This window comes from Streptomyces gilvus, from assembly GCF_022513565.1.
Taxonomy (GTDB): Bacteria; Actinomycetota; Actinomycetes; order Streptomycetales; family Streptomycetaceae; genus Streptomyces; species Streptomyces gilvus.
Genome location: NZ_JAKWBE010000001.1, coordinates 506,261 through 531,190 on the forward strand (window position 1 = coordinate 506,261; position 24,930 = coordinate 531,190).

General features: G+C 72.0%; 25 protein-coding genes. 18 read left to right on the forward strand and 7 right to left on the reverse strand.

Features of this window, described 5'->3' with window-relative positions:
- Positions 1-74 precede the first annotated feature (74 nt).
- From MKW14_RS02260 to MKW14_RS02270, 3 genes are all read left to right on the forward strand, one after another.
- Positions 75-1,091 (forward strand): oxidoreductase, encoded by a 1,017-nt coding sequence (locus MKW14_RS02260; protein ID WP_240858422.1) that lies wholly within the window; start codon positions 75-77, stop codon positions 1,089-1,091.
- A gap of 90 nt (positions 1,092-1,181) precedes the next feature.
- Entirely contained in the window at positions 1,182-2,822 is a 1,641-nt protein-coding gene (locus MKW14_RS02265) for an ABC-F family ATP-binding cassette domain-containing protein (protein WP_240858423.1), read from the forward strand.
- Between the two features lie 22 nt (positions 2,823-2,844).
- On the forward strand, positions 2,845-3,321 hold the full coding sequence (locus MKW14_RS02270; RefSeq protein WP_240858424.1) for a DUF1003 domain-containing protein: 477 nt from the start codon (positions 2,845-2,847) through the stop codon (positions 3,319-3,321).
- A 25-nt stretch (positions 3,322-3,346) separates the two neighbouring features.
- Here the strand turns inward: MKW14_RS02270 and MKW14_RS02275 are convergent, their stop codons facing one another.
- The 3 genes from MKW14_RS02275 to MKW14_RS40800 all read right to left on the reverse strand — a co-directional run bounded on the left by MKW14_RS02275 (position 3,347) and on the right by MKW14_RS40800 (position 6,547).
- Complete coding sequence (locus tag MKW14_RS02275; protein ID WP_240858425.1) at positions 3,347-3,922, reverse strand: putative glycolipid-binding domain-containing protein; 576 nt, start codon at positions 3,920-3,922, stop codon at positions 3,347-3,349.
- A gap of 16 nt (positions 3,923-3,938) precedes the next feature.
- A complete protein-coding gene (locus MKW14_RS02280) occupies positions 3,939-6,314 on the reverse strand; it encodes a Tex family protein (protein ID WP_240858426.1) in 2,376 nt (791 codons plus the stop codon).
- 101 nt (positions 6,315-6,415) lie between these two features.
- Positions 6,416-6,547, reverse strand: a complete 132-nt coding sequence (locus MKW14_RS40800; RefSeq protein ID WP_308314567.1) for an LPFR motif small protein — start codon at positions 6,545-6,547, stop codon at positions 6,416-6,418.
- 141 nt (positions 6,548-6,688) lie between these two features.
- On the opposite strand from MKW14_RS40800, the gene MKW14_RS02285 reads away from it, so the two are divergent.
- The gene (locus tag MKW14_RS02285; RefSeq protein ID WP_240858428.1) at positions 6,689-7,642 is read left to right on the forward strand and encodes a GlxA family transcriptional regulator; all 954 of its coding nucleotides are present in this window, start codon (positions 6,689-6,691) and stop codon (positions 7,640-7,642) included.
- Positions 7,643-7,652: 10 nt separating this feature from the next.
- A complete protein-coding gene (locus MKW14_RS02290; RefSeq protein WP_240858429.1) occupies positions 7,653-8,303 on the forward strand; it encodes a DJ-1/PfpI family protein in 651 nt (216 codons plus the stop codon).
- Here the strand turns inward: MKW14_RS02290 and MKW14_RS02295 are convergent.
- Positions 8,275-9,030, reverse strand: coding sequence for an enoyl-CoA hydratase/isomerase family protein (locus tag MKW14_RS02295; RefSeq protein ID WP_240858430.1), 756 nt, complete (start codon positions 9,028-9,030; stop codon positions 8,275-8,277). The genes MKW14_RS02290 and MKW14_RS02295 overlap by 29 nt on opposite strands.
- A gap of 222 nt (positions 9,031-9,252) precedes the next feature.
- Between MKW14_RS02295 and MKW14_RS02300 the strand changes: the two genes are divergently transcribed.
- Positions 9,253-9,747 carry an ATP-binding protein gene (locus MKW14_RS02300; protein WP_240858924.1) on the forward strand — a complete coding sequence of 165 codons (495 nt, stop codon included), beginning with the start codon at positions 9,253-9,255 and terminating at the stop codon, positions 9,745-9,747.
- A 6-nt stretch (positions 9,748-9,753) separates the two neighbouring features.
- On the opposite strand, the gene idi is transcribed toward MKW14_RS02300, so the two are convergent.
- From idi to galE, 3 genes are all read right to left on the reverse strand, one after another.
- Positions 9,754-10,347 carry an isopentenyl-diphosphate Delta-isomerase gene (idi, locus tag MKW14_RS02305; RefSeq protein ID WP_240858431.1) on the reverse strand — a complete coding sequence of 198 codons (594 nt, stop codon included), beginning with the start codon at positions 10,345-10,347 and terminating at the stop codon, positions 9,754-9,756.
- 245 nt (positions 10,348-10,592) lie between these two features.
- A complete protein-coding gene (locus MKW14_RS02310; protein WP_240858432.1) occupies positions 10,593-11,528 on the reverse strand; it encodes a cation diffusion facilitator family transporter in 936 nt (311 codons plus the stop codon).
- 121 nt (positions 11,529-11,649) lie between these two features.
- Positions 11,650-12,618: a UDP-glucose 4-epimerase GalE gene (gene galE, locus MKW14_RS02315; protein WP_240858433.1), complete on the reverse strand. Its 969-nt coding sequence runs from the start codon at positions 12,616-12,618 to the stop codon at positions 11,650-11,652.
- Between the two features lie 277 nt (positions 12,619-12,895).
- Between galE and MKW14_RS02320 the strand changes: the two genes are divergently transcribed.
- The 12 genes from MKW14_RS02320 to MKW14_RS02370 all read left to right on the forward strand — a co-directional run bounded on the left by MKW14_RS02320 (position 12,896) and on the right by MKW14_RS02370 (position 24,916).
- Entirely contained in the window at positions 12,896-14,722 is a 1,827-nt protein-coding gene (locus MKW14_RS02320; RefSeq protein ID WP_240858434.1) for a DUF5941 domain-containing protein, read from the forward strand.
- Positions 14,719-15,471, forward strand: coding sequence for a phosphocholine cytidylyltransferase family protein (locus MKW14_RS02325; protein ID WP_240858435.1), 753 nt, complete (start codon positions 14,719-14,721; stop codon positions 15,469-15,471). Before MKW14_RS02320 ends, MKW14_RS02325 begins: the two co-directional genes overlap by 4 nt.
- The gene (locus tag MKW14_RS02330; protein WP_240858436.1) at positions 15,459-16,520 is read left to right on the forward strand and encodes an iron-containing alcohol dehydrogenase family protein; all 1,062 of its coding nucleotides are present in this window, start codon (positions 15,459-15,461) and stop codon (positions 16,518-16,520) included. Before MKW14_RS02325 ends, MKW14_RS02330 begins: the two co-directional genes overlap by 13 nt.
- Entirely contained in the window at positions 16,498-17,277 is a 780-nt protein-coding gene (locus tag MKW14_RS02335) for a CDP-alcohol phosphatidyltransferase family protein (protein WP_240858437.1), read from the forward strand. Before MKW14_RS02330 ends, MKW14_RS02335 begins: the two co-directional genes overlap by 23 nt.
- Before the next feature lie 5 nt (positions 17,278-17,282).
- Positions 17,283-18,155 carry a glycosyltransferase family 2 protein gene (locus MKW14_RS02340; protein ID WP_240858925.1) on the forward strand — a complete coding sequence of 291 codons (873 nt, stop codon included), beginning with the start codon at positions 17,283-17,285 and terminating at the stop codon, positions 18,153-18,155.
- Positions 18,156-18,269: 114 nt separating this feature from the next.
- Positions 18,270-19,199 (forward strand): ABC transporter permease, encoded by a 930-nt coding sequence (locus MKW14_RS02345; RefSeq protein ID WP_240858438.1) that lies wholly within the window; start codon positions 18,270-18,272, stop codon positions 19,197-19,199.
- On the forward strand, positions 19,192-19,980 hold the full coding sequence (locus MKW14_RS02350; RefSeq protein WP_240858439.1) for an ABC transporter ATP-binding protein: 789 nt from the start codon (positions 19,192-19,194) through the stop codon (positions 19,978-19,980). Before MKW14_RS02345 ends, MKW14_RS02350 begins: the two co-directional genes overlap by 8 nt.
- 389 nt (positions 19,981-20,369) lie before the next feature.
- Positions 20,370-21,272, forward strand: a complete 903-nt coding sequence (gene hpnC, locus MKW14_RS02355; protein ID WP_240858440.1) for a squalene synthase HpnC — start codon at positions 20,370-20,372, stop codon at positions 21,270-21,272.
- Entirely contained in the window at positions 21,269-22,219 is a 951-nt protein-coding gene (gene hpnD, locus MKW14_RS02360) for a presqualene diphosphate synthase HpnD (protein WP_240858441.1), read from the forward strand. The genes hpnC and hpnD overlap by 4 nt, the downstream gene beginning before the upstream one ends.
- The gene (locus MKW14_RS41470) at positions 22,219-22,356 is read left to right on the forward strand and encodes a DUF6380 family protein (protein WP_374116523.1); all 138 of its coding nucleotides are present in this window, start codon (positions 22,219-22,221) and stop codon (positions 22,354-22,356) included. Before hpnD ends, MKW14_RS41470 begins: the two co-directional genes overlap by 1 nt.
- Entirely contained in the window at positions 22,353-23,780 is a 1,428-nt protein-coding gene (gene hpnE, locus MKW14_RS02365; RefSeq protein ID WP_240858442.1) for a hydroxysqualene dehydroxylase HpnE, read from the forward strand. The genes MKW14_RS41470 and hpnE overlap by 4 nt, the downstream gene beginning before the upstream one ends.
- A 71-nt stretch (positions 23,781-23,851) precedes the next feature.
- Positions 23,852-24,916: a polyprenyl synthetase family protein gene (locus MKW14_RS02370; protein ID WP_240858926.1), complete on the forward strand. Its 1,065-nt coding sequence runs from the start codon at positions 23,852-23,854 to the stop codon at positions 24,914-24,916.
- Positions 24,917-24,930: the final 14 nt, after the last annotated feature.

The window sequence follows — 24,930 nt, forward strand, 5'->3', positions numbered from 1 at the left end:
CGCCTTCCCCACCCGCGATAGCGGAATGTCCAACACCGTGCACGGAGTGCTTCCGGGGCGGGAATACTCACAGCATGTCTGCCGAGTACGCGACCTTCGGCCTGGCACCGGCGATGCGTGCCGGTGACGTCCTCGCCAACGGTGCCTACCAGGTGCACCGGGACTTCGTGGACTTCCTCGTCGACGGGCGCCCGCTGCTGTTCCGGCTCTCCGACCTCGACGCCGTCTCCCCGCTCGCCTCCGACATCCCGCCCGCCATCTTCACCGAACAGGTCCGCGGTCTGCTGCTGGAGGCGCCGGCCCCGCTTCCCGACGGCCGTCACGTCATCTACGGCTGCCCCGAGTGCGCCGACCTGGCCTGCGGTGCCGTCACCGCGGTCATCGACCGGGACGGCGAGGACTACGTCTGGCGGGACTTCGCCTGGCAGACCGACGAGCACGCCGACCTGGAGCTGGGCGGCTACCACGGCATAGGGCCGTTCCGGTTCCGGGGCGCCGAGTACCGGCAGGCCCTTCTCGCCGCCGAGGCACAGGGCGGGCGGCGCCGCGTGCTGCTGATCGGCGCCCGCGTCGCCGTACTGGCGAAACTCGCGGCGGCCCTGCGCACCATCGGCATCGGCGCCGACATCGCCCACGACGCCACCGACGTCCACGCCGACGAACTGCGCGCCTACGGAGCCGTCGCCTTCGGTCGCGCGGTCACCCGGGAGGAACGGTCCGCCGTACGCCGCGCCTTCGAGCAGGCCGGTGTCCAGGTCGCCTACGTCGACGGCCTCGCCCCGATCGTCCCGCTCCTGGTCGCCCAGATCGAGAACGCCCTGGACCGCAGCCCGGTGGAACAGCGCCGGCTGACCCGCCTGGTCGCCGCCGACGGCGAGGCGGGCGTCGAGGTCACCTCGCCCTGCCGGGTCCGCCTCACCGCGTACCGCCTGGACCGCCTCTACCGTTCCCACGTACAGGAGGTCTTCGACGGCATCCTCGAACCGGGCCGGCACCGCATCGCCCTGGACGCCAAGGCGGTGCGAGGGGAGTCCTTCGTGGTGGCTCGGACGACGGGGAGCGTGTTGGTGGAGGCCATGGCACCCCGCTAGGAACCGCCAGGGCCTGGGGGACCCCGGCGTCCGCGGCCCACGGGAAACCCCGACGCGTCCGATCCGCCCCGCCCGTTAGGATCGCCCCCTGTGACCGCCACTCTCGTCGCCAAGAACCTCGCCGCCGGGCACGGTGACCGCTCCCTGTTCTCCGGGCTCGACCTCGTCGTGGCGCCCGGCGACGTGATCGGGCTGGTCGGTGCCAACGGCGCGGGCAAGTCCACGCTGCTCAGGATGCTCGCGGGGCTGCTCGCACCCGAGCAGGGCGAGCTGCGGCTGTCCCCGCCGACGGCGACCGTGGGGCACCTCCCGCAGGAGCCGGAGCGGCGGCCCGGCGAGACCGTCCGCGCCTTCCTCGCCCGCCGTACCGGCGTCGCCGAGGCCCAGCGCGTCATGGACGAGGCCACCCAGGCCCTGGTGGAGGGGGCGCCCGGCGCCGACGACGCCTACGCGACGAGCCTGGACCGCTGGCTGAACCTCGGCGGCGCCGACCTGGAGGAGCGGGCCGAGGAGGTCGCCGACTCACTGGGCCTCGCCGTCGACCTGGACCAGCCGATGACCTCCCTGTCCGGCGGCCAGGCGGCCCGTGCGGGACTCGCCTCCCTCCTGCTCTCGCGCTACGACGTCTTCCTCCTCGACGAGCCCACCAACGACCTCGACCTGGACGGCCTGGAACGCCTCGAACGCTTCGTCTCGGGCCTGCGCGCCGGCACCGTCGTCGTCAGCCACGACCGCGAGTTCCTCACCCGCACGGTCACCAAGGTCCTCGAACTCGACCTCGCCCAGCGGCAGATCAACCTCTACGGCGGCGGCTACGAGGCCTATCTGGAGGAGCGGGACGTGGCCCGCCGGCACGCCCGCGAGGACTACGAGGAGTACGCCGACAAGCGCGCCGCCCTCCAGGACCGGGCCCAGACGCAGCGCTCCTGGATGGACAAGGGCGTGAAGAACGCGCGCCGCAAGGCGGGCAACGACAACGACAAGATCGGCCGCAAGTTCCGCAGCGAGGCCAGCGAGAAGCAGGCCGCGAAGGCCCGCCAGACCCAGCGCATGATCGAACGCCTCGAGGTCGTCGAGGAGCCACGCAAGGAGTGGGAGCTGCGCATGGAGATCGCGTCGGCCCCGCGCTCGGGGTCTGTCGTGGCCACCCTGCGGGACGCCGAGGTACGGCGCGGCGACTTCACCTTCGGCCCGGTGTCCCTGCAGATCGACTGGGCGGACCGGGTCGCCGTGACCGGCGCGAACGGCGCCGGCAAGTCCACCCTGCTCGGCGCCCTGCTGGGCCGCGTCCCCCTGGACGCCGGCGCGGCCGCCCTCGGCTCCGGCGTCCTGGTCGGCGAGGTCGACCAGGCCCGCAAGCTGTTCCACGGCACGGAGGCCCTGCTGGACGCGTTCTCCGCCGCGGTTCCCGACACCGAACCGGTCGAGGTGCGTACCCTTCTCGCCAAGTTCGGCCTGAAGGCGGATCATGTGCTGCGCCCGGCGGCGACCCTGTCACCGGGTGAACGCACCCGCGCCGCCCTGGCCCTGCTGCAGGGCCGGGGCGTCAACCTCCTCGTCCTGGACGAGCCGACCAACCACCTCGACCTGCCGGCCATCGAGCAACTGGAGTCCGCCCTCGACTCCTACGAGGGCACCCTGCTCCTGGTCACCCACGACCGCCGCATGCTGGACGCGGTGCGTGTCACCCGCCGCCTGGACGTGTCGGCGGGCAAGGTCACCGAACGCTAGCGGCTCGACCCAGGGAGAGGCCATGGGCACTTCGGCGAAGCGGCCGGCGGTGCGGATCAAGCACGAACAGGTCGTGGTCGCGCGGATGCGCGGCACCCAAGACCGCATCGCGGACGCGATCACCGCCTTCGCCGGGACCATGACCTTCGTCTATCTGCACGCCCTCTGGTTCGCGGTGTGGATCGTCTGCAACGAGGGGGCGTTCGGCAAGGCGGCCGTCTGGGACCCGTACCCCTTCGGCCTGCTCACCATGATCGTCAGTCTGGAGGCGATCTTCCTGTCCACCTTCGTCATGGTGAGCCAGAACCGCCAGGCCGCCCGTGAGAACGTCCGCGCCGACCTCGACTTCGAGACCAACGTCCGCTCGGAGGTCTGGGCCGTCCACATGGGCCGTGCCCTGGGCGTGGACCCGGTGGAGGTCGAACGACGGGTGCAGGAACTGCTCGCGGAGAACCGCGCCCGGATGAACGGCACCGCCCAGCCCCCCGAAGGGAGCTGAGCGGCGTCCGCGGGGCCTCTCCCGCTCAGGCGCCGGGGCCCAGTCGCCGGGCCAGCCCCGGATAGTCGACGACGCAGCCGTCCGCGTCGAACTCCAGGTCGCTGCGGAAGTCACCGGAGGCGAAGCGGACGTGCCCACCGCCGTTCGTCCGGCCGAGGTGGGTGTACGTCTGCAGCGACGGCCGTACGACCAGTCCCGGCACCGACACCCACGCCATCAGCAACTCCCGCTCACCGGGCTCCAGATGGAGGTCGTGGCGCAGCACCGGCATGGTGTTGGTGAGCGGGCACAGCCCCAGGTCGCAGTCGAGCGCGCCGTCCACGCCGGGCAGCGGTTCGCCGTCCGCAGTCCACCGGCCGTGCCCGTCGTGGACCAGATCCAGGGTCCGTGCCCCCGCCTCCGTCTCCGCCGTCACCCGAAGCCGGCGCGTCACGAACCGCGCGCCGGTCTCGAGCTCGTACGTCACCCAGTACGGCTCCGGGACGGTCCCCACGGCCCGCCCACGGGCCCGCAGTACACCGTCCCCGAAGTCGACCCACGCGGTCTCGTACCCGCGGCTGCCGGGCACTTCCCAGGTGATGGCACGTGCAGCGGACACCATGGTGACGAATCTCCGACTACCGCTTCCCGGGGTCGAGCAGACCCGCCTTGCGCAGGGCGTCGGCCATCGCGCTGTTGGCCGGCGGCGCTGCCTGACGAGAACCGCCACCGCCCGCACCGCGTCCCTGTTGGCGCTGCTGGGGCGGACGCCCGCCCCGCCGGCGACGCTCGCCCTCGTCACCCTGCCGGCCGCCCTGCGCGGCCGGCTCGTCGTCCAGCCGCAGCGTGAGCGAGATCCGCTTGCGCGGGATGTCGACGTCCAGCACCTTCACCTTGACGATGTCCCCGGGCTTCACCACCTCGCGCGGGTCCTTCACGAAGTTCTTGGACATCGCGGAGACGTGCACGAGCCCGTCCTGGTGCACACCGACGTCGACGAAGGCGCCGAAGGCCGCCACATTGGTGACCACGCCTTCCAGCACCATCCCGGACGACAGGTCGGAGATCTTCTCGACGCCCTCCTTGAAGGTGGCCGTCTTGAAGGCGGGCCGCGGGTCGCGCCCCGGCTTCTCCAGCTCCCTGAGGATGTCCGTGACCGTCGGCAGCCCGAAGGTCTCGTCCACGAAGTCCCCCGCCCGCAGCGAGCGCAGCACGCCCGTGTTGCCGATGAGCGAGGCCACCTCCTGCCCGGACGTCTTCACCATGCGCCGCACGACCGGATACGCCTCCGGGTGCACGCTGGAGGCGTCCAGCGGGTCGTCGCCGCCCCGGATCCGCAGGAAGCCCGCGCACTGCTCGTACGCCTTGGGGCCGAGCCGCGCGACGCCCTTCAGCTGGGTGCGGGACCTGAACGGACCGTTGGCGTCCCGGTGCGCCACGATGTTCTCGGCGAGCCCGGAGGTGATGCCGGAGACCCGGGCGAGCAGCGGGGCCGACGCCGTGTTGACGTCCACGCCGACGCCGTTCACACAGTCCTCCACCACCGCGTCCAGCGAGCGCGAGAGCTTCACCTCGGACAGGTCGTGCTGGTACTGGCCGACACCGATCGACTTCGGGTCGATCTTGACCAGTTCGGCGAGCGGGTCCTGCAGCCGACGCGCGATGGACACCGCGCCGCGCAGCGACACGTCCATGGCGGGCAGTTCCTGCGAGGCGAACGCGGACGCCGAGTACACCGAGGCGCCGGCCTCGGAGACCATCACCTTGGTGAGCTTCAACTCGGGGTGTTTGGTGATGAGTTCACCGGCGAGTTTGTCGGTCTCGCGGGAGGCGGTGCCGTTGCCGATCGCGATCAGCTCGACCGCGTGCTCCTTGGCGAGGCGGGCGAGCTTGGCGATCGCCTCGTCCCACTTGTTGGCCGGGACGTGCGGGTAGATGACGTCGGTGGCGACGACCTTGCCGGTCGCGTCGACCACGGCGACCTTCACGCCCGTACGGAAGCCGGGGTCCAGGCCCAGCGTCGCGCGCGTGCCGGCCGGGGCGGCGAGCAGCAGGTCGCGGAGGTTGGCGGCGAACACCTGCACGGCCTCGTCCTCGGCGGCCGTCCGCAGCCGCAGCCGCAGGTCGATGCCGAGGTGGACCAGGATGCGGGTCCGCCAGGCCCAGCGGACCGTGTCGACCAGCCACTTGTCGGCCGGCCGGCCCCTCTCACCGATCCCGAACCTCGAAGCGACGATCGCCTCGTACGACGAGGGCCCGTCCGTCGGCTCCTCCGGCTCCAGGACGAGGTCGAGGACCTCCTCCTTCTCGCCGCGCAGCATCGCGAGGACGCGGTGCGAGGGCAGCTCGGTGAACGGTTCGGCGAAGTCGAAGTAGTCGGCGAACTTGGCGCCCGCCTCCTCCTTGCCCTCCCGCACCTTCGCCGCCAGCCGCCCGCGCACCCACATCCGCTCGCGCAGCTCACCGATCAGGTCGGCGTCCTCCGAGAACCGCTCGGTGAGGATCGCCCGCGCGCCGTCGAGGGCGGCCTGCGGATCGGCGACGCCCTTGTCGGCGTCGACGAACGCGGCCGCCGCGGCGAGGGGTTCCACCGTCTGGTCGCCCAGCAGCCCCTCGGCGAGCGGCTCCAGGCCCGCCTCGCGCGCGATCTGCGCCTTGGTGCGCCGCTTGGGCTTGTACGGCAGGTAGATGTCCTCCAGGCGCGCCTTGGTCTCGGCGGCCCGGATCTGCGCCTCCAGCTCGGGGGTGAGCTTGCCCTGCTCACGCACCGAGTCCAGGATCGCCGTCCGCCGTTCCTCCAGCTCCCGCAGATAGCGCAGCCGCTCCTCGATCGTGCGCAGCTGCGCGTCGTCGAGCATCTCGGTCGCTTCCTTGCGGTAGCGGGCGATGAAGGGCACCGTCGAACCGCCGTCGAGCAGTTCGACGGCGGCCCTGACCTGCCGCTCCCGTACGCCGAGCTCCTCGGCGATCCTGCCTTCGATGGACCCTGCTGCCGCAGACCCGGGTGTCGTCACGATCCCGTACCGCCTTCTCACTGAGGTTGCGCCGCAATTGTGGCAGGTGACACCGACAGTCGGGGCTCAGGGCGGCACGTGGCGGGCCGCGGCGGGCGGGATCAGGCCCGGTGCCCCCGCGCGGAGCCCGAGGCCCCGCCGAAGAGCCGGGCCAGTGCCCGGAAGGGCAGCGTCACGACGGTGGCGATCGCGCCACCGATCTGGCGCAGTACGTCGGCTGTCGCACGGAACACGGAACTTCCCCTTTCGTCTCCCGGCCGCCACGGCCGGGAGAGGCCCGGGTACCCAGCTTCCGCGGACCGCCCCACGGGATGGCAGGAAAGGTGGGGTGCTCGTCGTTGCGGCCATCGGACGGGCGCCCAAGGATGGACGGTATGCGAACCGTCCTGGTCGTTCTCTTCGACGATGTGCAGAGCCTCGACGTCAGCGGTCCGGTGGAGGTCTTCAACGGCGCCGAACTGCAGCGCCCGGGCACCTACCGGATCCGCACGGTCGGCGCGGACGGCCGGGCCGTACGGACCTCCAGCGGGCTCACGCTCGTACCGGACCACTCCTTCGCCGACGCCCCCGCCGCGCACACCCTGCTGGTCCCGGGCGGGGCGGGCACCCGCGACCCCGATCCACGGGTGGTGGACTGGCTGCGCCAGCACGGTCCGCGGGCCGAGCGGCTGGTGTCCGTGTGCACGGGCGCGCTGCTGCTGGCCGGGGCCGGCCTGCTGGACGGCCGCCGGGTGACCACCCACTGGTCGGTGTGCGACAGGCTGGCCCGCGAGCACCCGGCCGTCGAGGTCGACCCCGACCCCATCTACATCCGCGAGGGACACCTCGCCACCTCCGCCGGCGTGACCTCCGGCATCGACCTCGCCCTCGCGCTGGTCGAGGAGGACACCGGCCGTGAGACCGCGCTGTCCATCGCCCGGCACCTGGTCGTCTTCCTGCGCCGGCCGGGCAACCAGGCCCAGTTCAGCGCCCAGCTCGCCGCGCAGACGGCCCGTCGCGAACCGCTGAGGGAGGTCCAGCAGTTCATCACCGAGCACCCCGACGCCGACCTCGGCGTCGAAGCCCTCGCCGCCCGCGCGAGCCTGTCGCCGCGGCACTTCGCCCGCGCCTTCCAGGCCGAGACCGGCATGACCCCCGGACGCTATGTCGACCGGGTCCGGCTGGAGCACGCGCGGCGCCTGCTGGAGGACACCTCCGACGGGGTCGAGGAGATCTCCCGCGCCTGCGGCTACGGCACCTCCGAGGCCATGCGCCGCGCCTTCGTCCGAACCCTCGGCACCGCGCCCGCGGAGTACCGCCGACGCTTCCGTCCCGTACCCACCGGCTGAAAGGCACCCGATGCAGATCGCCATCGTCCTCTACGACCGCTTCACCGCCCTCGACGCCGTCGGCCCCTACGAGACCCTCGGCCGGCTCCCCGACGCCGAACTGCTCTTCGTCGCCGAGCGGTCCGGCCCCGTACGCACCGACAACGGCACGCTCGCGCTGACCGCCGACCGGACCTTCGCCGACGTGCCGGCCCCCGACGTCGTGGTCGTCCCGGGCGGGCCCGGGCAGACCCCGCAGATGGAGAACGCGGCCCTGCTCCAGTGGATCCGCGCCGCCGACGCCACCAGCACCTGGACCACGTCCGTGTGCACCGGCTCCCTGCTGCTCGCCGCCGCGGGCCTCCTGCGGGGGCGCCGCGCCACCTCGCACTGGCTCGCCCTGGACGAGCTGAAGAGGCTCGGCGCCGAGCCGGCGGGGGAGCGGGTGGTGACCGACGGCAAGTACGTCACCGCGGCCGGGGTCTCCTCCGGCATCGACATGGGCCTCGCCCTGTTGGGCCGCATCGCCGGTGACTTCGTCGCGCAGGCCGTGCAGCTCGGGATCGAGTACGACCCGCAGCCGCCCTACGACGCCGGGTCCCCGCACAAGGCGCCCGCGGACGTCGTCGAACTCATGCGCTCCCGCAGCCGGTTCATCCTCGGCCAGGAGCCGACCACGTGAAGCGCGGCTGACGGCGTTCCAGGAACGCGGCGACCCCCTCCTCGGTGTCCCCACCGGCGCGTGCCTGCTCGCTCCAGTGCGCGTCCCGGTCGGTCCGCCCGCCGACGAACTCCTTCGCCGCGGCCTGCGTCAGCTGCGAGCGGGAGACCAGGATCCGGGTGAACTCCGCGACCCGCTTGGCGAGTTCGCCCTCGGGCAGCACCTCGTCCACGAAGCCGGTGCGCAGCGCCCGCCCGGTCTCGATCAACTCCCCGGAGAACAGCAGGTACTTGGCGGTCGCTGGTCCCACCAGCGACACCAGCCGCCGGGTGGAGGACGCCGGATACACGATCCCGAGCTTCGCCGGCGTCACCCCGAACAGCGCGCCCTCCATGGCGAAGCGCAGATCGCAGGCGCCCGCCAGCTGCGCCCCGCCGCCCACGCAGTGTCCGCGGATCGCGGCCAGCGTCGGCTTGGGAAACTCCGCCAGGGCCTCCTCCGCCCACACCGCGAGCCGCTGCGCCTCCTCCGGCGATCCCCGCAGCGTGGAGATGTCGGCCCCGGCGCAGAACGTCCCGCCCTCTCCCGTCAGCACCAGCGCGCGCACCTCCGGATCGGCGGCGAGGGTGTCGAGCAGCGGCGGCAGGGCCGCCCACATCGCGGCCGTCATGGCGTTGCGCTTGGCCGGGTGGTGGATGACGACCGTGGCGACCGAGTCGGCGACGGTGTGCAGCAGCTGGGGCTCCATGGCCGGATGCTAACCGCCACGTCGTGTGCGTGATCAAGAAGGGATCGGCGAGAGTTACGACACCCGGGGCGACAAGAGCGGTCCAAGAGCCGACCGGATCGTGCGCGGACGGTCGCGAACGCTCGATAGTCGCTGACTTCTGTTCAGTCCCCGGGAACGATGCGCTTGGTTACCAACACTCGACGTGTGGTGACAATCGAGCGCGAGGGTGGCGACCGGACGATGGAGAACCACGGGGGCGGGTCAGGTCCGAAGCCGCCGGATCCGTTGCCCCACGAGCCGGATCCGCTGCCCTACGAGGGCGTCTGGCGGTTCACCGCCCCTGCCGTGGACGCCTCGGTCCCGCAGGCCCGGCACGCCGTGCGGGACCTCCTGCACCGCCAGGGCGTACCGGTCTGCGACGACCTGACGCACGGTCTGCTGCTGATCGTGTCGGAGCTGGTCACGAACGCAGTCAAACACGCGGCGCTGCTGTCGCCGATGCTCGCAGTGGAGGTCGCCGTCGGCGCCGAGTGGGTGCGGGTGTCCGTGGAGGACAACCACCCCTACCGTCCGACCGCCCTGGAGGCGGACCACGGGCGGACCGGTGGCCGGGGTCTGCTGCTGGTCCGCGAGATCGCCCGGGAGGCGGGCGGGGTGTGCGACGTCGAGCACACGGCGGGCGGCGGCAAGGTGATCTGGGCCGCCCTGCCGCTCAAGCCCGTACAGGTGCTCTGACGGGGGTCACCAGCCGGCCGACGGGCCCGTCAGCTCCCTGATCGCGGGGCGGGCCGCGTCGAGCACGGTCATGAACCAGGACGAGAAGGTGTCCTTGGCGTGCCGTTCGGCCAGCTCGGCGGAGGTCACGAAGGCGGTCTCGCCGACCTCCGCCGGGTCGGGCCGCAGCGGGGACTGCACCATCCCGACGAACAGGTGGTTGTACTCCTGCTCGACCAGCCCCGAGGCCGGGTCCGGGTGGTTGTAGCGGACCGTGCCCGCCTCGGCGAGCAGCGACGGGGAGACCCCCAGCTCCTCGAACGTCCGCCGGGCCGCCGCCGCGAAGGGCGCCTCTCCGGGGTAGGGGTGGCCGCAGCAGGTGTTGGACCACACACCGGGGGAGTGGTACTTGCCGAGCGCCCGCCGCTGCAGCAGCAGCCGGCCGTGCTCGTCGAAGAGGAAGACGGAGAAGGCGCGGTGCAGCCGGCCCGGCGGCTGGTGGGCGGCGAGCTTCTCCGCGGTGCCGATCGTGACGCCGTCGTCGTCGACCAGTTCCAGCAAAATCGCGTCTGCGGTGCCGTTCGACGGACTGTGCGTCGCGGTGGCAGGTGTGATCGGCATACCCATCCTTCGCATCGGTCTTCGCGCCCCAAGTGTGCCGCACGAATCCGGCACTCCCGGCACTTCCCGGCATGCCCGCATGTCCCGCGGCCACGGCCGTCACCGGGCGACGCCGGACGAGGGGCCCGGTAGGTGATCGTGCCCGGTGCGGTCGGCGGGGAACCGTCCGGGGTGGGGCTGTGGGGATGGAGGACGCGCACGGGCGCCGGACGGCTGCGTTCCGCTCCGGGGGCGCACCACCGGGCTCAGTGGCACAGCCCCGCCTCGTGTTCCGCGTGGCCGCCCGGTTCCAGCTGGAAGGTGCAGTGCTCCACGTCGAAGTGGTCGCCGAGGCACTCCCCAAGGTCGTGCAGCAGCTTCTCGTGACCGTTCGCGGTCAGCTCGCCGGAGCCCACCACCACGTGCGCGGACAGCACCGGCAGACCGGAGGTGATCGTCCAGGCGTGCAGGTCGTGCACGTCCTCCACGCCGTCGAGGCCCAGGATGTGCGCCCGCACCCGTCCCACGTCGACGCCCTTCGGGGCCGACTCCAGCAGTACGTCCAGGGTCTCGCGCAGCAGCTTCCAGGTGCGGGGCACGATCATCAGGCCGATCACCAGCGAGGCGACGGGGTCGGCGGCCTGCCACCCGGTGGCGAGGACCACCACCGCCGAGACGATCACCGCGAGGGAGCCGAGCGCGTCCGCCGCCACCTCCAGCACCGCCCCGCGCACGTTCAGGCTCTCGTGCCGGCCGCGCAGCAGCAGGGCCAGCGAGACGATGTTCGCGACCAGGCCCATCACGCCGAACAGGACGGTCAGCCCGCCGTCGGTGCCGGCCGGCGTGACGAACCGCCGCACGGCCTCGTACAGCACGTACCCGCCGACCCCGAGCAGCAGCAGACAGTTGGCCAGCGCGGCCAGGATCTCGGCCCGGGCGTACCCGAAGGTGCGGTGGCCGCTCGCCGGACGGCCCGCGACATGGACGGCGAGCAGTGCCATGCCGAGGCCCAGCGCGTCGGTCGCCATGTGCGCGGCGTCCGCGACCAGCGCGAGCGAGCCGGCGAGAACACCGCCGGCGGTCTCGGCCACCATGACGGCGAGCGTGATCGACAGAGCCGTCCGCAGCCTGCCGCGATACGCGGCCGTCGCCGTACCGGGCGGCGGGGCGTGCGCGAGTCCGTGGTCGTGTCCAGCCCCCATGGCGCCGCCTTCCGTGATCCGTCCGGCACCCCGGTGAACTACGGGTGGGGGGTATACGGCAACGCGGCACCGAACACCGTTGTCATCTGCCCTGACCTGCGCGGACGAAACGGAGGGCGGTTCATGCGCCGTGGTGGTGCCGCCAGCCCCGCCAGGCGGACTCCACCATGTCCCGCACCCCGAGCCGGGCCGTCCAGTCCAGCTCCTCGGCGGCCCGCGCGGCGGAGGCGACGGCGCGCGGCGCGTCCCCGGGGCGGCGGCCCTCGACCACCGGGGCGCGGTCGTCGCCGGTCACCTCGCCGATGACCGTGATCAGCTCGCGCACGGAAACGCCCTCGCCGCGACCGATGTTGACCGTCAGATCGCCGCTCGCGCCCGCCTCCAGCCGCTGCACCGCGGCCAGATGCGCCTGGGCGAGGTCGGCGACGTGGATGTAGTCGCGGACGCAGGTGCCGTCCGGGGTCGGGTAGTCGGCGCCGAAGATCCGCGGCGCCTCGTCACGGGTGAGCCGGTCGAAGACCATCGGCACGATGTTGAAGACACCCGTGTCGGCCAGCTCGGGCGCGGCCGACCCCGCCACGTTGAAGTAGCGCAGGCACACCGTCGCGATGCCGTGCGCCCGGCCCGCCGCCCGCACCAGCCACTCGCCGGTGAGCTTCGTCTCCCCGTAGGGGTTCACCGGGGCGCACGGGGTCTCCTCCGTGATCAGCTCCACGTCCGGGTTGCCGTACACGGCCGCCGAGGAGGAGAACACGAACCGGCTGATCCCCGCCTCCGCGGTCGCCTCCAGGAGCGTCGCGAGCCCGCCGACGTTCTCCTCGTAGTAGCGGGTGGGCCGCGCCACCGACTCGGCGACCTGCTTGCGCGCGGCGAGATGGACGACGCCCGTCACGTCGTACTCGGCGAACACCCGCTTGAGCAGGGCGCGTTCGTGCGCCGACCCCTCGACGAGCGGGACGTGGGACGGCAGCCGCTCGGGGTACCCGGCCGAGAGGTCGTCGAGGGCGACCACCGCGTCCCCTGCCTCGGCCAGCGCCCGCGCCACATGGGCCCCGATGTATCCCGCCCCGCCTGTGATCAGCCATGTCATGGACGCCCACCCTATGCCGAGCCGGCGCACGGAAACCCGATGTCCCAGATGCCCGTTGTGCGAAGCGCGGTTTGTGGGCGGGACCCGCAATCGCCCATGATGATCTCGGCAAAGGCCGGTGGAGACCGCGTTGATCGACTCATGAACGGGCGGTGAACGGCGTTCTCCGGGCATCCGATAGCCTCTGCCGACATGCCGCCCGCCTGGTGCAGCCAAGGGGCGCCCCACCCGTGCACATGACCGGCGCCCCGCGTCGGCACCCAGGGAGTGAGTTCGGTTGTCGACCGCCATCCTCACCGGTCAGCCGGTCCCCGGATCGTCGATCGAGGGCGATCTGCGGTCGCTCGGCTTCGACGTACGGGTCGCCGCCGACGCCGCCGACGCCGAGCGGCTCGTCACCGAGGCGCCGGACGGCCGGCGGGTGGCCCTCGTCGACGCCCGCTTCGTCGGCCACCTGCACGCCCTGCGTCTCGGCCTGACCGACCCGCGCTTCCCCCTCGCCGCCGTCCCCGGCGCCGTCACCGCGCAGCCCGAGGGCCGGGCGACCCTCACCCGGGCGCTGGCCCGCGAGAACTTCGCGGGCGACGGCGCGGCACCGGCCCGCGAGACCTCCACGGGCGGCGGCACGGCCGTGGCCGTGGTCGTGGACAGCCTCCCCGACCGCGTCGTGACCGCCCTGGTCGACGACGGCGCCGAGGTGCACCGCCCCGAACTCGGCAGCCTGGTCGCCGCCGTCCCCGCCGACCCGCAGGACCGCAACGAGGCACGGCAGGCCGTCGCCGCCGTCGACGACGAGGCCATACGCCTGAAGTCGGCCGTGAAGTCCCGGGACGGCTTCTTCACGACCTTCTTCATCAGCCCCTACTCCCGCTACATCGCCCGCTGGTGCGCCCGCCGCGGACTGACCCCCAACCAGGTCACCACCGCCTCCCTGCTCACCGCGCTGATCGCCGCCGGGTGCGCGGCCACCGGCACCCGGCCCGGGTTCGTCGCGGCCGGCGTCCTGCTCATCGCCTCCTTCGTACTGGACTGCACCGACGGCCAGTTGGCCCGCTACTCCCTGCAGTACTCCACGCTGGGCGCCTGGCTGGACGCCACCTTCGACCGGATCAAGGAGTACGCGTACTACGCGGGGCTCGCGCTGGGAGCGGCCCGGGGCGGCGACGACGTATGGGCGCTGGCCCTCGGCGCGATGGTCCTGCAGACCTGCCGGCACGTCGTCGACTTCTCCTTCAACGAGGCCAACCACGACGCCACCGCCAACACCAGCCCCACGGCGGCCCTTTCGGACAAGCTCGACAGCGTCGGCTGGACGGTGTGGCTACGGCGCATGATCGTGCTGCCGATCGGTGAGCGCTGGGCGATGATCGCGGTCCTCACCGCGGCCACGACTCCCCGCGTCACCTTCTACGCCCTGCTCATCGGCTGCGCGTTCGCGGCCACCTACACGACGGCGGGCCGGGTCCTGCGGTCCCTGACCCGCAAGGCCCGGCGCACCGACCGAGCCGCGCGGGCGCTGGCGGACCTCGCGGACACCGGGCCGCTCGGCGAGCTGGTGGCACGGGTCGCCCCCCGCGTCCCGGCACCCGTCAGTGCCGTCGCCGGCGCTCTCCTCGTAGTGATCTCCGCCGCAGTGTGGGGCGCCGCCTGGTCCACCGCCCTGGCCGCCGTCGGCTACGCCCTGCTCTCCGCCGTCGCCGTCTCCCGCCCTCTCAAAGGCGCCCTCGACTGGCTCGTTCCCCCCGTCCTCCGCGCCGCCGAGTACGGCACCGTCCTGGTGCTGGCGGCCGGATCCGGGGTGAACGGAGCGCTGCCCGCGGCTTTCGGGCTGGTGGCCGCGGTCGCCTACCATCACTACGACACGGTGTACCGCATCCGTGGCAACGCCGGAGCGCCCCCGGCCTGGCTGGTGCGCGCCGTCGGGGGGCACGAGGGACGGACGCTGCTCGTCACGGTCCTGGCCGCCGCGCTCACCGCCTCGCAGTTCAAGGCCGCGCTCACGGTCCTCGCCGTGGCCGTCGCCCTGGTGGTGCTCGTGGAGAGCATCCGCTTCTGGGTGTCCGCAGGGGCTCCCGCCGTACACGACGAAGGAGAAACCGCATGATCGGCCTCGTGCTGGCGGCGGGCGCCGGGCGGCGTCTGCGCCCCTACACCGACAGCCTGCCCAAGGCGCTGGTGCCGGTGGGGCCCGCGGGCATAGAGGACTCGATCACGGTGCTCGACCTGACCCTCGGCAACTTCGCCGAGATCGGCCTGACCGAGGCCGCGATCATCGTCGGCTACCGCAAGGAGGCCGTGTACGAGCGCAAGGCGGCCCTGGAGCAGAAGTACGGCCTCAAGCTCACCCTCATCGACAACGACAAGGCCGAGGAGTGGAACAACGCCTACTCCCTGTGGTGCGGCCGTGACGCCCTCAAGGACGGGGTGATCCTCGCCAACGGCGACACCGTCCACCCCGTCTCCGTCGAGAAGACCCTGCTCGCCGCACGTGGCGAGGGCCGGCGCATCATCCTGGCCCTGGACACGGTGAAGAACCTCGCCGACGAGGAGATGAAGGTCGTCGTCGACCCCGACCAGGGCATGACGAGGATCACCAAACTGATGGACCCCGCCGAGGCCACCGGCGAGTACATCGGCGTCACCCTCATCGAGGGCGACGCCGCACCGGAGCTGGCCGACGCGCTGAAGACCGTCTGGGAGACCGACCCGCAGCAGTTCTACGAGCACGGGTACCAGGAGCTCGTGAACCGCGGCTTCCGGATCGACGTGGCGCCGATCGGCGACGTCAAGTGGGTCGAGATCGACAACCACGACGATCTCGCCCGCGGACGGGAGATCGCGTGCCAGTACTGACCCGGCTCATCCCCTCGCCCCTCGTCGTGGACATCCGTCCGGGTGCCCTCGACGATCTGGCGTGCGTCCTCGCCGACGAGCGCATCTCGACCTCGGGCAGGCTCGCCGTCGCCGTCAGCGGCGGGTCCGGCGCCCGGCTGCGCAGCCGGCTGGAGCCGACCCTGCCCGGCGCCACCTGGTACGAGGTCGGCGGCGGCACCCTCGACGACGCGGTCCGGCTGGCGAGCGACATAAAAGCCGGTCGTTATGACGCGGTTGTCGGCCTCGGGGGCGGCAAGATCATCGACTGCGCCAAGTTCGCCGCGGCCCGTGTCGGCCTTCCCCTCGTGGCCGTACCGACGAATCTCGCCCACGACGGTCTCTGCTCGCCGGTCGCCACCCTCGACAACGACGCGGGCCGCGGCTCGTACGGCGTGCCGAACCCGATCGCGGCTGTCATCGACCTTGACGTCATCCGCGAGGCGCCGGTGCGCTTCGTGCGCGCGGGCATCGGCGACGCGATCTCCAACATCAACGCGATCGCGGACTGGGAACTGGCCAACAAGGTCAAGGGCGAGAAGATCGACGGTCTCGCCGCGGCCATGGCCCGCCAGGCCGGTGAGGCGGTCCTGCGACACCCCGGCGGTGTCGGCGACAACGACTTCCTCCAGGTACTCGCCGAGGCGCTGGTCCTCACCGGTATCGCGATGTCGATCTCCGGTGACTCACGCCCCGCCTCGGGCTCCTGTCACGAGATCAACCACGCCTTCGACCTGCTGTACCCGAAGCGCGCCGCGAGCCACGGCGAGCAGTGCGGCCTCGGCGCCGCCTTCGCGATGTTCCTGCGGGGCGCGCACGAGGAGTCGGCCGCCATGGCCGGGGTGCTGCGCCGGCACGGGCTTCCGGTGCTGCCGGAGGAGATCGGCTTCACGGTGGACGAGTTCGTCCGGGCCGTGGAGTTCGCGCCGGAGACCCGGCCCGGCCGCTACACCATCCTCGAACACCTCGACCTGAAAACCGACCAGATCAAGGACATCTACGCCGACTATGTCAAGGCCATCGGTAGCTGAACTCCGTCCGGTCGTCCACCCCGCAGGGGTGAAGGACCGGCGCAGCGGTGAGCACTGGATGGGACGCCTCTACATGCGTGAGGTGTCCCTGCGGGTCGACCGCTACCTGGTGAACACCAGGGTCACGCCCAACCAGCTCACGTACCTGATGACCGTCTTCGGCGTGCTCGCCGCCCCGGCGCTCCTGGTGCCGGGGATCGCGGGCGCCGTGCTCGGCGTGTTCTGCGTCCAGATGTATCTGCTGCTGGACTGCGTCGACGGCGAGATCGCGCGCTGGAAGAAGCAGTACTCCCTCAACGGCGTCTACCTGGACCGGGTCGGCGCCTACCTCACCGACGCCGCCGTGCTCGTCGGCTTCGGGCTGCGCGCCGCCGACCTGTGGGGCGGCGGCCGTATCGACTGGCTCTGGGCGTTCCTCGGCACGCTGGCCGCGCTCGGCGCCATCCTGATCAAGGCCGAGACCGACCTGGTCCAGGTCGCCCGGCACCAGGGCGGTCTGCCGCCGGTCAAGGAGGCCGCCGCCGAGATGCGCTCATCCGGCATGGCGCTGGCCCGCAGGGCCGCCGCCATGCTGAAGTTCCACCGGCTGATCCTCGGCATCGAGGCGTCCCTGCTGATCCTGGTGCTGGCGGTCGTCGACCAGGCGCGCGGCGACCTGTTCTTCTCCCGGCTCGGTGTGGCCGTCCTGGCCGGCATCGCGCTGCTGCAGACCCTGCTGCACCTGGTGTCCATCCTCGCCTCCAGCAGGCTGAAGTGAGCGGCATGAAGGTCGGCGCGGTCATCATCACGATGGGCAACCGCCCCGACGAACTCCGCGCCCTCCTCGACTCGGTCGCCAAGCAGGACGGCGACCCGGTCGAGGTGGTCGTGGTCGGCAACGGCTCGCCCGTCCCGGAGGTCCCGGACGGCGTCCGCACCATGGAACTGCCCGAGAACCTCGGCATCCCCGGCGGCCGCAACGTAGGCATCGAGGCCTTCGGCCCCGGCGGCCGCGACGTCGACATATTGATGTTCCTCGACGACGACGGCCTCCTCGCGGGCCACGACACCGCCGAGCTGTGCCGGCAGGCCTTCGAGGCCGACCCGAGGCTCGGCATCGTCAGCTTCCGCATCGCCGACCCCGACACCGGGGTCACCCAGCGCCGGCACGTCCCGCGGCTGCGCGCCGCCGACCCGATGCGCTCCTCCCGGGTCACCACCTTCCTCGGCGGCGCCAACGCCGTCCGCACCCGGGTCTTCGCCGAGGTCGGCGGCCTGCCGGACGAGTTCTTCTACGCCCACGAGGAGACCGATCTCGCCTGGCGGGCCCTCGACGCCGGCTGGATGATCGACTACCGGTCCGACATGGTGCTGTACCACCCCACGACCGCCCCCTCGCGGCACGCGGTCTACCACCGCATGGTCGCCCGCAACCGCGTCTGGCTCGCCCGCCGCAACCTCCCCGCGCCGCTCGTCCCCGTCTACCTCGGGGTGTGGATGCTGCTCACCCTGGTCCGCCGCCCCTCGCGGCCCGCGCTGCGGGCCTGGTTCGGCGGGTTCCGGGAGGGCTGGAGCACCCCGTGCGGCCCGCGCCGGCCCATGAGGTGGCGTACCGTGTGGCGGCTGACCCGACTGGGCCGGCCCCCCGTGATCTGACAAGCTCGATCCAACGGAGCAAGCGTTCCCGAGAGCGTTCGGGCCCCTTCGGGGTACCGGGCTCATGACGTGCCCGCACAGGCCGGGCCTCAGGAAGACGAAGGTTATCCACCAGTGAGTGAGACAACGCACGACGACAGGGTCGCCCTGGGCGCGGCCGTGTCGCCCGACGAGGGCCTCCCGGCGAGCCGGCTCGCCGCCCGGTACGGGCTGAGCGTGAGCGGCGCCCGCCCCTCCCTCGCCGAGTACGTCCGCCAGCTCTGGGACCGGCGTCACTTCATCATGGCCTTCTCCCGCGCGAAGCTGACCGCGCAGTACAGCCAGGCGAAGCTGGGCCAGCTGTGGCAGGTGGCGACCCCGCTGCTGAACGCCGCGGTGTACTTCTTCATCTTCGGTCTGCTCCTCAAGGCGAACCGCGGTCTGCCGCGCGACGTCTACATCCCGTTCCTGGTGACGGGCGTGTTCGTGTTCACCTTCACGCAGAGCTCGGTGATGGCGGGCGTGCGGGCGATCTCCGGCAACCTCGGCCTGGTGCGGGCGCTGCACTTCCCGCGTGCCTCGCTGCCGATCTCCTTCGCGCTGCAGCAGCTCCAGCAGCTGCTCTTCTCGATGATCGTGCTGTTCGCGGTGGCCGCCGGCTTCGGCAGCCTCCCGGACCTGTCCTGGCTGCTGATCGTCCCGGTGCTGGGGCTGCAGTTCCTCTTCAACACCGGACTCGCGCTGATCATGGCCCGGGCGGGCGCCAAGACCCCCGACCTCGCGCAGCTCATGCCGTTCGTGATGCGGACGTGGATGTACGCGTCCGGCGTGATGTTCTCCATCCCCGTCATGCTGGCCGACAAGCCGCAGTGGCTGGCGAACGTCCTGCAGTGGAACCCCACCGCGATCTACATGGACCTGATGCGCTTCGCCCTCATCGACGGCTACGGCGCCGAGAACCTGCCCGACCACGTCTGGGTGGTCGCCGGGGGCTGGGCCGCGCTGTTCGCCCTGGGCGGCTTCGTGTACTTCTGGAAGGCGGAGGAGAGGTACGGCCGTGGCTGAGCCGAGCACCGAGCAGCAGGGGGAGCGCATCCCCACCGTCATCGCGGACGAGCTGCACATCGTCTACCGCGTGCACGGCGCCAAGACCGGCAAGGGCAGCGCCACCGCCGCCCTCAGCCGCATCCTCAAGCGCGGCGAGGAGCGCGGGGTGCGCAAGGTGCACGCCGTCAAGGGCGTCTCCTTCGTCGCCTACCGCGGCGAGGCCGTCGGCCTGATCGGCTCCAACGGCTCCGGCAAGTCGACTCTGCTGCGGGCCATCGCCGGACTGCTGCCCGCCGAGAGCGGCAAGGTGTACACCAACGGCCAGCCGTCGCTGCTGGGCGTGAACGCGGCCCTGATGAACGACCTGACGGGCGAGCGGAACGTCATCCTGGGCGGTCTCGCCATGGGCATGTCCCGCGAGCAGGTCAAGGAGCGCTACCAGGAGATCGTCGAGTTCTCCGGCATCAACGAGAAGGGCGACTTCATCACCCTGCCGATGCGGACCTACTCCTCCGGTATGGCGGCCCGGCTGCGCTTCTCCATCGCCGCCGCAAAGGACCACGACGTCCTCATGATCGACGAGGCGCTGGCCACCGGTGACCGCAAGTTCCAGAAGCGCTCCGAGGAGCGCATCCGCGAGCTGCGCGAGAAGGCGGGCACGGTGTTCCTGGTCAGCCACAACAACAACTCGATCCGCGACACCTGCGACCGCGTGCTGTGGCTGGAACGCGGCGAGCTGCGCATGGACGGGCCGACCGAAGAGGTCCTCAAGGAGTACGAGAAGTTCACGGGCAAGTAGTCCACTCCCGCCTGGACGCAACTGCCAGACGGATCGCCGGGCCCCGCCGCAACCCCAGCGGCGGGGCCCTGCGTCTGCAAAGGAAACGCCAACTCGGGCCCGCCCCAGGAATCTTGACACCAATCGGTGTGTTGTTGTGATGTGCAGGACACCCCAGGGAAGCTCGCTGCGTTGTACAACGTAAGCTGTACCGGTCCCGAAACGCGGCAAAGTGGGGCGTTAATGCGCGACACCCTCAAGCGGGACAGTCGCACGGACGGTCGGGCGGCGTGTCCGAAATAGTGTGTATTGGGTCGGCGGTGTAGAACGGGAGATGTGACGGCGATGGCTACGGAAACTCCCCAGCTCAACGCAGCAGCCTGTGCCGTCCCCGCCCCCGGCGGCGAACGGTGACGGGAACCGGCACGTCGCGCTCCCTGGACACGGAGCGCGGCACGCTCGACAAGGCCGCGGGCGAGAACTTCCCCGTGGCCCCCTTCTTCCTGCCCCGGCCCTGGCGCGACGACCTCATGGCCGTGTACGGCTTCGCCCGCCTCGTCGACGACATCGGCGACGGCGACCTCGCCCCCGGCGGCGCCGACGCCGGGCTGCTCGGCGTGTCGCCTGCCGACGCCGAGGACCGGCTGCTCCTCCTGGACGCCTTCGAGGCCGACCTGGACCGTGTCTTCACCGGGGAACCCCGCCACCCCCTGCTGCGCCGGCTGCAGCCCACCGTCCGCCGCCGCTCGCTCACCCCCGAGCCCTTCCGCGGACTGATCGCCGCCAACCGCCAGGACCAGCTCGTCAGCCGCTACGAGACCTACGACGACCTGCTCGCCTACTGCGAACTGTCGGCCAATCCCGTCGGCCGTCTGGTGCTGTCCGTCACCGGCACCTCGACGCCCGAGCGCGTCCGCCTCTCCGACGCGATCTGCACCGCACTCCAGATCGTCGAACACCTGCAGGACGTGGCCGAGGACCTGGGCCGCGACCGCATCTATCTGCCCGCCGAGGACATGAAGCGGTTCCATGTCCAGGAGGCGGATCTCGCCACGGCCACCGCGGGCGCATCGGTGCGCGCACTGGTCGCATACGAAGCAGAACGCGCCCGCGTTCTCCTGAATGAAGGCGCTCCCCTGGTGGGTAGCGTCCAGGGCAGGCTGAAGCTGCTGCTCGCGGGGTTCGTGGCGGGGGGAAGGGCGGCGGTCCGCGCGATCGCCGCCGCCGAATACGACGTACTTCCCGGCCCGCCCAAGCCCGGCAAGGTCCAGCTGCTGCGCGAGGTGGGCGTGACTCTGCGAGGAGAGGGGTGATCCGGACCGTGGAGTTCGAACAACACGTGTCCGCACCGGTACTCGCCGCCTACCGCTACTGCGAGGCCGTCACCGGACAGCAGGCCCGTAACTTCGCGTACGGCATCAGACTGCTGCCGACGCCGAAGCGGCGCGCGATGTCGGCGCTGTACGCGTTCTCCAGGCGCGTCGACGACATCGGCGACGGCGACCTGGCGGACGAGGTCAAGGCGGCGAGACTCGAGGACACCCGGGCGCTGCTGACCCGGGTGCGCGAGGGCGAGGTCGCCGAGGACGACACCGACCCCGTCGCGGTCGCCCTCGCCCACGCCGCCGAGGCCTTCCCGATCCCGCTCGGCGGCCTGGACGAGCTGATCGACGGCGTGCTGATGGACGTGCGCGGCGAGACCTACGAGACCTGGGACGACCTGAAGGTCTACTGCCGGTGTGTCGCGGGCGCGATCGGCCGCCTCTCGCTCGGCGTGTTCGGTACGGAACCGGGGGCGCGCGGCGCCGAGCGCGCCGCGGAGTACGCGGACACCCTGGGGCTCGCGCTGCAGCTGACGAACATCCTCAGAGACGTCCGCGAGGACGCCGAGGGCGGCCGCACCTATCTGCCCTCCGACGATCTCGCGAAGTTCGGCTGCTCGGCCGGGTTCAACGGCCCGACCCCGCCGGAGGGCTCCGACTTCGCGGGCCTCGTGCACTTCGAGGTGCGCCGGGCCCGCGCCCTTTTCGCCGAGGGCTACCGGCTGCTGCCCATGCTCGACCGGCGCAGCGGCGCGTGTGTCGCCGCCATGGCCGGCATCTACCGCCGGCTGCTCGACCGCATCGAGCGCGACCCCGAGGCCGTGCTGCGCGGCCGGGTCTCGCTGCCCGGCCGGGAGAAGGCCTATGTCGCCGTGCGCGGGCTGTCCGGCCTGGACGCCCGGCATGTGACACGGCGGACCGTCAGGAGGCGCGCCTGATGGACAATCCGGTCCAAGGTGATGCGGGCGGAGGAAAGCGGCACGCAACCCTCCGGCGGGGGACGGCGTCCCTGACTGCGACGGCCGACCGTGCACGGTTCCTCCACGGCGGTCGCGCAGGGGAGGGCGCACGATGAACGACGGCACGCGGTCCGAGGGACTGGTCGCCGACATCCCGGGACGACCCGGGCGGGACGCCGTCGTGATCGGCGGCGGTCTCGCCGGCATCACCGCCGCGCTCGCCCTCGCCGACGCCGGAGTGCGCGTCACCCTGCTCGAAGGCCGGCCGCGGCTGGGCGGGCTCGCCTTCTCCTTCCAGCGCGGCGAGCTGACCGTCGACAACGGACAGCACGTCTATCTGCGCTGCTGCACCGCCTACCGCTGGTTCCTCGACCGGATCGAGGCGACGGCGCTCGCACCGCTGCAGGATCGTCTCGACGTGCCGGTGCTCGACCTCGCGAAGCCCGCGGGACGGCGGCTGGGCAGGCTGCGGCGCGACGCCCTGCCGGTGCCGCTGCATCTGGGGCGCAGCCTGGCGACGTACCCGCATCTCTCGCTCGCCGAGCGCGCCAGGGTGGGCCGTGCCGCGCTCGCGCTCAAGGGGCTCGACCTCGCCGATCCGACCCTGGACACGCAGGACTTCGGCAGCTGGCTGACCGCGCACGGTCAGTCGGCGCGTGCCGTCGAGGCCCTGTGGGACCTGGTCGGGGTCGCCACCCTCAACGCGGTCGCGGGCGACGCCTCGCTGGGGCTCGCCGCGATGGTGTTCAAGACCGGTCTGCTGTCCGACCCGGGAGCGGCCGACATCGGATGGGCTCGCGTCCCGCTGGGCGAACTGCACGACCGGCTGGCCCGCAAGGCGCTCGACTCCGCGGGCGTGCGTACCGAGGTCCGTACACGCGTCACCTCCATCTCTACTGACGAGAACGGGACCCCGCGCGTTCAGGTTCCCGGCGAGACGTTCACACCGGACGCGGTCGTGCTCGCCGTACCCCAGCGCGAGGCGCATGACCTGCTGCCCGAGGGCGCGCTGGAGGCTCCGGAAAATCTTCTGCGGATCGGCACCGCGCCGATCCTCAACGTCCACGTCGTCTACGACCGCAGGGTGCTGGAAAAGCCCTTCTTCGCGGCCCTCGGCAGCCGGGTGCAGTGGGTCTTCGACCGCACCGACGCCTCCGGGCTGCGCGAGGGCCAGTACCTCGCGCTGTCGCAGTCGGCGGCGCAGGACGACATCGACGAACCGGTCGCGGTACTGCGCGAGCGCTATCTGCCCGAGCTGGCGCGACTGCTTCCCGGTGCCCGCGGCGCCGTGGTGCGGGACTTCTTCGTGACCAGGGAGCGCACGGCGACGTTCGCTCCCGCCCCCGGCGTCGGACGGCTGCGGCCCGGCGCCCGTACGAAAGCCCCCGGCCTCTACCTGGCCGGAGCGTGGACCGCCACCGGGTGGCCCGCGACCATGGAGAGTGCGGTCCGCAGCGGTGTGAGCGCGGCGGACGCCGCGCTCGCCGCCCTGGGCCGGCCCCGCCCCCGCCACCTCTTCGACTTCGAGGAGGCGGCGTGATGCTCGACCAGCACGCGGCAGGCGGCCCCCGCACCCCCGGTACCGCGACAAGAGGAGAGACTGTGCCCACTGTGCCCCCGGCCGAGACGGCCGATCGAGCGACCGCAGTGGACGTGACCGCGCTCCTGGAGCGCGGCCGGACCCTTGCCACACCGGTACTGCGGGCGGCCGTGGACCGTCTGGCCCCTCCCATGGACACCGTCGCCGCCTACCACTTCGGCTGGATCGACGCCGAGGGCAACCCCGCCGACGGCGACGGCGGCAAGGCCGTGCGCCCCGCCCTCGCCGTGCTGTCCGCCGAGGTCACCGGCGCGGCGCCCGAGGTCGGCATCCCCGGCGCCGTCGCCGTCGAACTCGTCCACAACTTCTCCCTGCTGCACGACGACCTGATGGACGGCGACGAACAGCGCCGCCACCGCGACACCGTGTGGAAGGTGCACGGCCCCGCCCAGGCGATCCTCGTGGGCGACGCCCTGTTCGCCCTCGCCAACGAGGTCCTGCTGGAACTCGGCTCGGTCGAGGCCGGCCGGGCCACCCGCCGCCTCACCACCGCCACCCGCGCCCTGATCGACGGCCAGGCCCAGGACATCTCCTACGAGCACCGCGACCGGGTCAGCGTCGAGGAGTGCCTGGAGATGGAGGGCAACAAGACCGGCGCCCTGCTCGCCTGCGCCTCCTCCATCGGCGCGGTGCTCGGCGGCGCCGACGACCGCACCGCCGACACGCTGGAGAAGTACGGCTACCACCTCGGCCTCGCCTTCCAGGCCGTCGACGACCTGCTCGGCATCTGGGGCGACCCGGTCTCCACCGGCAAGCAGACCTGGAGCGACCTGCGCCAGCGCAAGAAGTCCCTGCCGGTGGTGGCCGCCCTCGCGGCCGGCGGCCCGGCCTCCGAGCGGCTCGGCGAGATCCTCGCCGCCGACGCCAAGAGCAGCGACTTCGAGAACTTCTCCGAGGAGGAGTTCGCCGCCCGCGCCGCCCTCATCGAGGAGGCGGGCGGCCGCGAGTGGACGGCCGAGGAGGCCCGCCGCCAGCACACGGTCGCCGTGGAGGCGCTGCACGCCATCGACATGCCCGATCCGGTACGGGACCGGTTCGCGGCGCTCGCCGACTTCGTCGTCGTACGGAAGAGATGATCATTATCGGTCGA